Source organism: Lactobacillus sp. A27, assembly GCF_016742815.1.
Classification (GTDB): domain Bacteria; phylum Bacillota; class Bacilli; order Lactobacillales; family Lactobacillaceae; genus Lactobacillus; species Lactobacillus gallinarum.
This window is the reverse complement of sequence record NZ_JAEHNT010000009.1, coordinates 1-10,394: the sequence shown is the minus strand read 5'-3', so window position 1 is coordinate 10,394 and position 10,394 is coordinate 1. Positions and strand designations below refer to the sequence as shown.

Below are 10,394 nucleotides of genomic sequence, written 5' to 3'. Positions count from 1 at the left end.
ACGAGAAAGGAACTCCTTTTTCTAATGTTTAAAGAAATAAATTTAAGGAATCATTCATCCTTACACAAACTATTTTACAGTCTCATCTACTAAATCTAAGGGCGTGACTAAACTATTTAGATTATAGATGTAAGATTAAGAGGTTTAATTGAATCTTGAAAGCTTTTTTCATTGATAAAATTCTGTATAATAAAGCTTAAGCATATTAAAGGAAGTTGATTAATTAACTATGTTAAAAGAAGAGAAGAAATTTGATCAATTGGGGCAAAAATTATTTATGCAAGGCACTTTGCAAGAATTTGAAAAGAAAAATGGCCCAATTAAGGGCAGAATGGCAATTACTGAGGGTAAAATTCCGCCTGAAATGTTAAATAAATTGCAACCTGAATTAATGAAAAATCCTAAATGGAAAGTAGTCGAAGGCAGTTTTGATTTTTCAAACTATACTATTGGGATGGTAGTAGGTCTTAATCCAATCAAGCCATTGAGTGAAGGATGGCTAGTTCCTCAATTAGGTCATCCCGGTGTACAACCAGATAAGCATTGGCAGGAATTCTTTATGGAAAAAGTAATGAATTCAATTGACGAAAATGGTCATATTGATTTGCCATTGTTTACTTGGATTTCAGATAAGAATGATTTGACGAAATCTGCAAAAGATATGTAGTAAAAAAGCCATTTAGAAGGATGAAAGACCTTCTTGGGTGGCTTTTTGCATTTTATTTTAAAAAATTATGAAAAATTATTATAATCTAGTTTATAATTCGGTTTAAGAATGAAAACCGAAAAAAACCGAAAACTTCACGGAATTTAGGAGGTTATGAGAGAATGACGGAGAATAACGAACAAACGAAAATCACTGATACCAAGCTTAAAGGCGCATTAGACACGGCAATCTTTGCTGGGGGATGCTTTTGGTGCATGGTGAGTCCATTTGATAAGCTGCCCGGAATAGAAAAGGTAGTTAGTGGGTATACTGGTGGTCATGTTGCCAATCCAACTTACGAAGAAGTCTGCACGGGTAAAACTGGGCATACAGAAGCCGTTGAAATTACTTTCGATCCTGAAAAAATGCCTTATCAAAAGTTGCTTCAATATTATTGGCAGGTTACTGATCCCACGGATGCAATGGGGCAGTTCCAAGATCGTGGCGATCAATATCGTCCCGTAATTTACTATAACTCACCAGCACAGAAGGAAGCTGCGGAGAAGTCCAAACAAGAATTAGCTGAAAGCGGCAAGTTCGATGATCCGATTGTGACGAAAATTGAACCAGCTCAACCATTTTATCCAGCAGAAGAATATCACCAAGATTTCTATAAAAAAGATCCGCTTCGTTATGCAATGGAAGAAGCAGGTGGCCGAGAAAAATTTATCAAAGAGCACTGGGACAAATAATGAAAGCTTTGTCTGTGCGTGGTGACTATATCATGCAGATGATTAACGGCACCAAGAAAATAGAATACCGCACGTGGAAAACTAATTATCGTGGACCAATTTTGATGTGCTCTACGGCAAAAAGAGTGCCGAATTCTGCACCAGGATATGCACTTTGCGTGATGGATCTGTATCGAATAGACTGGAATGATGTCGATCAATGCTATTATTGGTACATTAAACTTAAGAATTTGATTGATCCGATTAAAGTAAAAGGACAGCTTAAGCTTTTTAATGTTGATGATGATGTAATTATTCCAATTAAGAGCTCAGAATTTGAAAAACAAGTTATTCCATTGATTTATCGTTCCAAAAATAAACACGTTTAATAATATAACTTATGTAAAGCAGCAAAAATATGACAATTATTGCTTTGGATCATTTTGTAATTACTGTGACTGATTTAAATAAATCTAAGAATTTTTATCATGAAATTCTAGGATTGCCTATTGTTGATGAACAAAATGGCTTCGTTTCTCTTCAATGTGGTGATCAATTAATTCGACTGAGAAAAAAGACTAATGGGGTTAACGCAATTGTGGCTAAACAATTGGAAACGAGAGTTTTTGATTTTTGTCTTCAAACTGATCAACCTATTAAAAATGTGATAGCTAAGTATAAATCAAATAATCAAGAGATTATTTCGGGCCCAGTAGAGAAGCATGGTGCACATGGAAAAATGACTTCTGCTATACTAGGGATCCAGATGGAAACTTGGTCGAAGTCTGTTCTTATGAATGATTACTATATAGCTAGTGCTAAACATTGAGAAAAGGTTTGTTTTTTAATATTAAAAAATGAAAAAAGCTGATAAAACTTTGTTCTGTGAATGAGGATATCAGCTTTTTTCTGTCTTAAATCAAATATTAAAAATAACAATTTTTAAGAAAATTAATATAAGCCAAATGGTACTCTTATTACATATTACTTATAAAAAGTAATAAAATACTTTAAAAAAGATATACATAATGATATATTAATATTTATAGCTATGTTAAATATATTTATATAGAATAAACATGCTTTAAGTGATGTGATATTAAGATGTTATCTGAAAATAACTATAATGAGAAAATAAGGAAATCTAATAATAAAAGAAATAAATATTCAATTAGGAAACTATCAGTTGGAGCTGTCTCAGCTTTGATTGGAGTTTCTTTTTTTGGCTTTAGTTCTCAAGTAGCATGTGCAGATACTGCTGATAATAGCAGCAACGGACATAATAATCCGGCAACTGATTCAGATACTTGGCAAATTGGAAGTCAAAACACTAAAGAATATGACGGAAAAGAAACTAATAAGATTGATGTTAATAAGTTTAGTTTGTCAGATGGTGATAAAAAACTAAATACCAGCAGCATCAATAATGATAACTTTCAATGGGTTGATAAAAATGTTGGTACATACTATGCTAAATTAACAGATTCAGCTGCTAAAAAGTTGAGAAAAGATAATCCTACTTTATCCAAAGTTCCAGGAATTGTTGGTACTTATACAATTGCTCAGGGTAAAGCAAGCGCTGAATTGAGAGGCTATGATTCAAAAGCAGCGGATGCTGGATTTAATGCAGTGGCTAAAAGGTATGAAGATTTAGGATATGTGGTAGAAACCACAAAGACTGGATAATGATAAGCCAGTTCAACCTGAAACTGTTGAAACAAACGATAATTCCTTGCCTCAATCAGGAGAAGAATCACTTTCATGGCTAGGCATACTTTTATCAAATCTAGGCTTAGGCAGCATGTTTATTAAGCAAAAAAAGAGATAGCTATACTCATCAATGATTACTAAGTGTAAAATAGTTTGTGGTAACGTTTAAATATAAATTAAAAGGAGTCAAATCCATTTTAGGACTTGACTCCAAAACAAAAAGATCAGTAGTCTGATGTTAAGCCAAAAAACACATTAGAAGCTGGTTTTTTATGGAATCTATTATAACTGATATCGTGAAAATTATTAAGTCCGAAAATAATGTTATTGCTCGTGAAAAGGCATTAATGTGCTACTTCTTTGATTTGATTAGAGAATTAATGAAATTAGCACTAGAAGAAGTTGATGCCGGCTTAGTTGAAGAAACTAAAAAGCAAGGCTATCAGATTGAAAAGAAAAATAAGCTAGTCTTTCGACCAGCTTATTTTTTAATGCGGCAGTTATTTAATCCATGGTGCCATTACCTTTGTAGTCATTAACGATGACCTTTGGTAGTTTGATTAAATCTTTGAAGAATGGATTTTGACTTGAAGTAGCGATATATAGTTTTCCATTCTTGTTTAAAAGCAGATCACATACTTGAGCACTTGGTTCACCATGATAAGTAGTGGCAACATCATACATTATGAATTTGCTCTACAGCGAAGTCTGAGAATTCTTGATTAGTAGTTTGATTAGTTAAAATATCTACCATAATAATACCTTCCTTGCTCTAGTAGCTTGTTAGTTTTATTATAAGCTTAAAGACTGACATGTTTTGACAGGAAAGCCTAGAAAATGAAAAAATCTGAACGACTTAACCAAGAATTGATCTATCTAAGCGATAAAAAAGTATTTCACTTAAAAGAATTAGAAGAAGCTTTTACTATTTCTGAACGCACAGCTTTACGGGATATTGCTGATTTGGAACAACTAGGATTAGCTTTTTATAGTGAAACGGGACGTAGTGGTGGTTATCACATTACCAATAGTAAATTGCTTTTGCCTATTCGATTTAATACGTCAGAGATTAATGCTATCTTTTTTGCTTTGCAAGCTATTAAAAATATTAGTGAAACACCATATAGTAATGAGTATCAAAAAATTCAGGCCAAGTTATTAAAGAATTTGCCTACTAGGTTGCAGGAACAAATAAAGCTTCAGGAAGAATTTGTTCAGTATGTCAGTCAACCTAGTTTGAATAAAGTAATATTTTTTGATTTGCTACTTAAGGCATGTATTGATAATGATTTAATATTAGCGGAAAATCAGCAGTTTATTAAAGAAAAACAAAAGTTGCAACTACTTGATTTGTTTTATCAAGCAGGGAATTGGTTCTGTCATGCTTATAATTTAGATTTGAAACGTTGGTTTGTTTTACGTCTGGATAAGTTTAGAATGGTCAAACAACTGAAATCTGATCGAGTAATAATGAGTAAAAATGAATTAAGTGAAAGTTATCAAGAATATGAACAAAAGCATTATTGCATCCCATATCAATGTTTATTAACTAAAATTGGCGAACAAAAAATTAAATATAATTCTTATCCAATTATGCAGATAATGCATCAGGGGCAAAAGATTTATTTAAATGGCAGATACAATAAAGAAGAATTGCATTATCTAGTAGATTATTTGATCTCTTTGGGCTCAGAGGTTAAAGTGCTTAAACCTCAAGAATTAAGAGATAGTTATTTGCGAAAACTAAAGCGGATTATTAAACAATATTGATTTTTTAAATTCTGACAGAGATTGACAGAATTCTAAAATATACTGAAGTAGAAGATATCAGGAGGTAACAATCATGACAAAAATAATGAACGAAGATTTTTTAGATGTTTTACAAGATAAAGGACCAGCAACGATTGTTTCAATTAATGGTAATCCAGCTAGTGTAGTTAATACTTGGTCACAATATATTAACGTGGTTTCTGATGATATAATTTTGATTCCAGCTGCGGGGATGCATTCGATTGAACAAGATTTTGAAAAAGATCCAAAGCATGAACTGACAATTACAATCGGTTCTTACAATTATCAAGGAACCGCTGGAATGGGGCGCGGTTATCATATTCATGGTAGTGGTCAATTCATTAATGAAGGCGCATATTTTGATCAAATGAAAGCCCAGTTTGATTGGATTCGCGCTGTATTAGTTGTGAAGATTCATGATGTTGAGCAGAAGATATAGCAAAAAAGTTTGGAGCGTCAACTCCAAACTTTTATTTTTAATCAATTTATTGAGCAAAATATGATAGACATTAAGTAATAAGTGTTACCCATTGAAAATGTAATGAAGAAACTATTGTGTTAGGAGGATTTTATGGATAAACGTAAAATTGTAATTGTTGGTGCTTCACATGGTGGTCATGAATCAGCATTGAGCTGTTGGATAAATATAATGATGTAGATGTAACTGTTTATGAAGCTGGCGACTTTATTTCATTTATGTCCTGTGGTATGCAATTATACCTAGAAAATAAAGTTACGGCTGAAGATGTTGAAAAGAAGGGCGGTCATGTTTATGCCAACCATGAAGTAACCGCGATTCATCCTGAACATAAGACAGTAACAGTTAAGGATTTAACCAATAATTCTGAAGAAGAAGTTCAATATGGTAAGTTAATCCTTTCTTCAGGTGTAACGCCAAAGGTTTTACCAGTACCTGGCAATGATCTTAAGAATATCTATTTAATGCGTGGACGTGATTGGGCTTCTAAGTTAATGAGTGCTGTTAACGATCCAGCAATTAAGAATGTTGCTATTGTTGATGCCGGTTATATTGGTACTGAAGCCAGTGAAGTATTTGCTAAAGCTGGCAAGCATGTAACTTTAATGGACATGATTGATCGTCCATTAGGAACTTACTTGAACCCAGAATTACTCGATGTTTTGGAACCTACCTTTAAGAAGAATATGGATCTTAAGATGGGTGTTAAAATTGAAGGCTTCAACGGTAATGAAAAAGTTGAAAGCGTCAAAACTGATCAAGGCGATGTGCCAGCTGACTTGGTTGTTGTTTCCGCAGGGGTAACTCCTAATACTGATTGGTTAAAGGGTACAGTTGATTTGGATCAAAGAGGCTGGATTAAGACTGATCCATACTTGAGAACGAATGTTAAAGACGTTTACGCTATTGGAGATGCAATTTTGCCACTTTCTATTCCAGTAGGTAAGCCAATGCCAATTGCTTTAGCTACTACTGCTAGAAGAGAAGCACAATATGTGGTTGATCATATCTTTGAAGATAAGCCAGATCGCGCTTTCAAGGGTGTTATCGGTGCTTCAGCTCTTAGCGTCTTTGACTATCACTTCGCTACTGCGGGATTAAATAAGTTTTCAGCTCCTAAGAATAAGCTTGACTATCAAACTAGCTTCTATGAAGATCATATGCGTCCAGCTTATGTTCCAGAAGCAGATAATCCTAAGGTATATGTCAGCTTAACCTTTACTCCATACACTCACCAAATCTTAGGCGGTGCGGTACTTTCTAAGTATGATATTACTGCTCAAGGCAATGTTTTAGCTTTGGCAATTAGTCATAAGATGCGTTTGGAAGACTTGGCTGAACAAGACTTCTTCTTCCAACCAGGATTTGACCGTCAATGGAGTTTGCTTAATTTAGCTGCACAACATGCATTAGGTATGGCAAGATTCTAATTTAATCGTTAATAAAAATAAATTATAAAGATAAAAACTAGTCATGTTTTAACAGCATGGCTAGTTTTTTTGTGAGATTTAGTTGTGTTTGAGTAAAATAGTTAGTAACTATAATTGCTCATTGAGGGAGATCATTTCAAGTAAACTTTGAGCAGTAGAAGAGCCTTCGTTACCGGCTTTTAAGCCAGCTCTTTGCAAAGCTTGTTCAATATTTTCTGTAGTTAAAATACCAAAGGTAACCGGAATTTTAGCTTGTAAATTCATTTGCATGATTGCATTCGTTACATTTTGAATAATCATGGCATAATGATCAGTTTCACCCTTGATTACTGCACCAAGAGTCATAATTCCAGCATATTTATCAGAATTAATTAGTTTTTGCGCGGTAAAGCCGATTTCAAAAGCTCCTGGTACCCAGATAACATCGATTTCATCGTCTTGGATTCCAAATTGATGCAGTGTTTCTTTGGCACCACGAACCAAATTTTTAGTAACAATTTCATTAAATTTAGCTACGACAATAGCGATTTTCCCATGTGTATTGGTGAAGTTTCCAGTATATTCCGTCATTATTCTGCCTCCTTAAGTTCTAATAGATGATGGAATCTCTTTTTCTTAGTTTGCAAGTAAAAACGATCAACATCATTAGGTGCAATTTCTAATGGAATACGCTTATTAATCTTAATACCATAATCGTTTAATTGATCGATTTTATCAGGATTATTGGTTAGTAAATTGATTTCCTTAATCTTCAATTCTTTAAAAATCGCGGCAGCAACATCATAATTACGCTCATCAGGCGCAAAACCTAACATTTGATTTGCTTCATAGGTATCATGACCTTGATCTTGTAAAGCGTAAGCTCGTAATTTGTTGGTTAAACCAATACCGCGGCCTTCTTGGTTAAGATAAATGATTAAGCCAGAACCGTTCTTTTCGATTTCTTTCATAGCAGTATGAAGTTGGGCACCACAATCGCAGCGTTTAGAACCGAAAGTATCACCAGTTAAGCATTTAGAATGAACGCGAGTTAATACTGGCTTTGAAGGATCAATATTTCCTTTAATTAAAGCAACATTACCGTTGCCATAACTTTTGATTTTAAAGTTGCCATAACGGGTCGGTAGGTTTACAAATTCTGAGCGCTTACTCGCTGGACTGTTAATGTATTCTTGCAATTCTGCGATTGTTAAGAAAGGCATGTGGTGTTCTTTAGCTATTTCTTTTAATTGAGGACGTCTTGCCATATGTCCATCAGATTTCATTACCTCACAAATGTAAGCCACTTCCGGTTCACCGGCCAGATGAGCCAGTGCAATTGAGGCTTCAGTATGACCATTTCTGTGTTTAATTTGATCATCCTTAGCAACGAGTGGGAAACAGTGACCAGGTCTAAAGAAATCCTCTGGTTTACTGTTCCGATCGGCAATTGCTTTAATTGTTGCAGCACGATCATAAGCGGAAATACCCGTGGTAGTCGTCTTATAATCAACACTAATGGTAAAGGCTGTACCATAAGGATCAGTATTATCTTGTTCCATTTGATGCAAGTTTAAACGTTGGGCGATTTCCTTACTTACTGGTGTGCAAAGCAAACCACGGGCATATTTAGTCATAAAGTTTACATTTTCTGGAGTAACTTTTGAGCCCAAACCGATCATGTCTCCCTCAGATTCACGATCTTCATCATCAGCGACGATTACTAAACCACCATTTTTCATCCATTCGATTGCGTTTTGAATTTTTTTGACATCCATTTTAATTTCTCTTTTCTAAGTTCTTGGCGACATATTTACCTAAAATATCAGTTTCAATATTTACTTCTGAGCCTACTTTTAATTGAGCTAAATTGGTTTCATCTTGTGTATGCGGGATTAAGCCTACAGAAAAAGTATTGTCTTTAGTATCCATCACGGTTAAGGAAACACCGTTAATGGCGATGCTACCTTGAGGCACAATTTGCTTTTCTAAGCGAGCAGGGAAGCTAAACCAAATTTCGATTGCATTTTCGTTTTGCCTAATTTCTTTTACTTGAGCAACATCATCAACGTGACCGGTTACAATGTGTCCTTCTAACCGTTGACCAACCTGTAATGATCGTTCGACGTTTAATTGAGCTCCAACATTTAAATCTTTAAACGTTGTCTTTTGATAGGTTTGCGGCATCATGGTGACTGTAAAAGTATTAGAAGTAAAACTTTCAGCAGTTAGACAAGTCCCATTAATTGCAATGGAATCACCAATTTTTAAATTCTTGATAAAATCTGGAGCACATCTAACCGTTAACGTAATAGTTTCTTGATCCTTATCAATTTGCGCGATCTTTGCATCCCCGCGTACTAAACCACTAAACATCAATTTCACCTACAATTCTCAAATTATTTGATAGTTGTTCGATTTTCAAATTTTTAAGCGCCATTCTAGAGCTAGGCAGAATTCCCGCTGTTCCAGCTTTACCTAAAAATTGCGGGCTTAAATATTCAATCACTTTATTTACTAACTGATCATTCATAAAAGCATTAGCTAAGGTGGGTCCACCTTCAACATAGACAGATTGAATGCCTTCTCGTGCTAGAGTCTGGATCACTTCAGTAAGTTGATCTGTTTTCATTAACCAGACCTTGACCTGATTGTTAGTTAAGTTCTTTTTGAGCTCAGAATTTTGGGTAAATATCCAAGTTTGAGCTTGACCATCGGTTAATAGTTTCAGATCTTTGTGTTGAAGCAACCTTCCACGTCGATCAATAATTATCCTGATTGGTGGGTAATCAGTTTGAACGGTAGTTAGCAGGCTAGGATTATCGATGATGGCCGTATTGGAACCAACTAAAATTGCTTGATAATCTGCACGTTCTTGATGAACTCGTTCATAAACCGAGTGATTAGTAATTGCTGTACGAGTATTTACTTGATCGTTAACTCGATAATCAAGACTGACGGCTTGCTTAACAGTGATCCAGGGGCGATTATTTTGGTAGAAGTATGAGTAAAACCGGTTAAGTTCTTCAGCTTCTTTAGCTAAAACACCAGTTGTAACTTCAATCCCGTGCGCTTTTAGTTTGGCAATTCCTTTGCCGGTTACTAGCTTGTGCGGATCAACCTGGGCAATAACAACGCGTTTGATCTTACTTTGAACAATTAAGTCAGAACAAGGTGGTTGCTTGCCATAGTGATTGCAAGGCTCAAGTGTGACATAAAGAGTTGAATTAAATAATTGTTCTGGGGTTAATTTAGAAATGGCGTCACGTTCAGCATGATTTTTACCATAGTGAATATGATGACCAGTAGCTAGTACTTGATCGTTTTTGACGATCACAGCACCAACCATTGGATTCTTCCAAGTTTGGAAGCGTCCTTTTTTAGCTTCTTGTAGAGCTAATTTCATATAATATTGGTCTTTTTCCATTTAAATCACTTCCTAACAGAACAAAAAAGAACCTCGAAGCTAAACTTCAAGGTTCAAAATTAGTATGCAAGTTAAAAAATAATTCAAGTACGCAAAATAAGCGTGGGTTAAAATTATCCTTCTTCTATCTAGACTGTAACTATCGGTACCATTAAGGATTCAACCGCTTGCGCGGGTTGCGGACTTTACCGCCGGTCGGGAA

General features: G+C 34.9%; 12 protein-coding genes and 2 pseudogenes. 9 read left to right on the top strand and 5 right to left on the bottom strand.

Annotation, left to right across the window (positions count from 1 at the left end; translation table 11 throughout):
* Nucleotides 1-229: 229 nt before the first annotated feature.
* The 6 genes and pseudogenes from JEM49_RS01630 to JEM49_RS01605 form a co-directional block, all read left to right on the top strand.
* On the top strand, nt 230-667 hold the full coding sequence (locus JEM49_RS01630) for a hypothetical protein (protein ID WP_087236174.1): 438 nt from the start codon (nt 230-232) through the stop codon (nt 665-667).
* Nucleotides 668-828: 161 nt separating this feature from the next.
* Nucleotides 829-1,398, top strand: coding sequence for a peptide-methionine (S)-S-oxide reductase MsrA (msrA, locus tag JEM49_RS01625; RefSeq protein WP_025006186.1), 570 nt, complete (start codon nt 829-831; stop codon nt 1,396-1,398).
* The gene (locus JEM49_RS01620) at nt 1,398-1,766 is read left to right on the top strand and encodes an ASCH domain-containing protein (protein ID WP_025006185.1); all 369 of its coding nucleotides are present in this window, start codon (nt 1,398-1,400) and stop codon (nt 1,764-1,766) included. The genes msrA and JEM49_RS01620 overlap by 1 nt, the downstream gene beginning before the upstream one ends.
* A gap of 29 nt (nt 1,767-1,795) precedes the next feature.
* A complete protein-coding gene (locus JEM49_RS01615; RefSeq protein ID WP_241146343.1) occupies nt 1,796-2,206 on the top strand; it encodes a VOC family protein in 411 nt (136 codons plus the stop codon).
* Nucleotides 2,207-2,481: 275 nt separating this feature from the next.
* The gene (locus JEM49_RS01610; RefSeq protein ID WP_201873340.1) at nt 2,482-3,063 is read left to right on the top strand and encodes a YSIRK-type signal peptide-containing protein; all 582 of its coding nucleotides are present in this window, start codon (nt 2,482-2,484) and stop codon (nt 3,061-3,063) included.
* A 296-nt stretch (nt 3,064-3,359) separates the two neighbouring features.
* A pseudogene (locus JEM49_RS01605) lies at nt 3,360-3,551 on the top strand (ISLre2 family transposase); the annotation flags it as partial.
* A gap of 40 nt (nt 3,552-3,591) precedes the next feature.
* On the opposite strand, the gene JEM49_RS01600 reads toward JEM49_RS01605, so the two are convergent.
* Nucleotides 3,592-3,771 (bottom strand): hypothetical protein, encoded by a 180-nt coding sequence (locus JEM49_RS01600; protein ID WP_242509729.1) that lies wholly within the window; start codon nt 3,769-3,771, stop codon nt 3,592-3,594.
* A 153-nt stretch (nt 3,772-3,924) separates the two neighbouring features.
* Here JEM49_RS01600 and JEM49_RS01595 point away from each other — a divergent pair, with 153 nt between their 5' ends.
* From JEM49_RS01595 to JEM49_RS01585, 3 genes and pseudogenes are all read left to right on the top strand, one after another.
* A complete protein-coding gene (locus JEM49_RS01595) occupies nt 3,925-4,857 on the top strand; it encodes a helix-turn-helix transcriptional regulator (RefSeq protein WP_201873332.1) in 933 nt (310 codons plus the stop codon).
* A 73-nt stretch (nt 4,858-4,930) separates the two neighbouring features.
* On the top strand, nt 4,931-5,317 hold the full coding sequence (locus JEM49_RS01590; protein ID WP_087176654.1) for an FMN-binding protein: 387 nt from the start codon (nt 4,931-4,933) through the stop codon (nt 5,315-5,317).
* Nucleotides 5,318-5,449: 132 nt separating this feature from the next.
* Nucleotides 5,450-6,786: pseudogene (locus JEM49_RS01585) on the top strand (FAD-dependent oxidoreductase).
* Between the two features lie 108 nt (nt 6,787-6,894).
* On the opposite strand, the gene ribH reads toward JEM49_RS01585, so the two are convergent.
* The 4 genes from ribH to ribD are packed head-to-tail and all read right to left on the bottom strand — an operon-like array spanning nt 6,895 to nt 10,192.
* Nucleotides 6,895-7,356: a 6,7-dimethyl-8-ribityllumazine synthase gene (gene ribH / locus JEM49_RS01580; protein ID WP_025006178.1), complete on the bottom strand. Its 462-nt coding sequence runs from the start codon at nt 7,354-7,356 to the stop codon at nt 6,895-6,897.
* Nucleotides 7,356-8,543 (bottom strand): GTP cyclohydrolase II, encoded by a 1,188-nt coding sequence (ribA, locus tag JEM49_RS01575; protein ID WP_201873328.1) that lies wholly within the window; start codon nt 8,541-8,543, stop codon nt 7,356-7,358. Before ribA ends, ribH begins: the two co-directional genes overlap by 1 nt.
* Before the next feature lies 1 nt (nt 8,544).
* On the bottom strand, nt 8,545-9,141 hold the full coding sequence (locus JEM49_RS01570) for a riboflavin synthase (protein WP_025006177.1): 597 nt from the start codon (nt 9,139-9,141) through the stop codon (nt 8,545-8,547).
* Nucleotides 9,134-10,192 carry a bifunctional diaminohydroxyphosphoribosylaminopyrimidine deaminase/5-amino-6-(5-phosphoribosylamino)uracil reductase RibD gene (gene ribD / locus JEM49_RS01565; RefSeq protein ID WP_201873327.1) on the bottom strand — a complete coding sequence of 353 codons (1,059 nt, stop codon included), beginning with the start codon at nt 10,190-10,192 and terminating at the stop codon, nt 9,134-9,136. Before ribD ends, JEM49_RS01570 begins: the two co-directional genes overlap by 8 nt.
* Nucleotides 10,193-10,394: the final 202 nt, after the last annotated feature.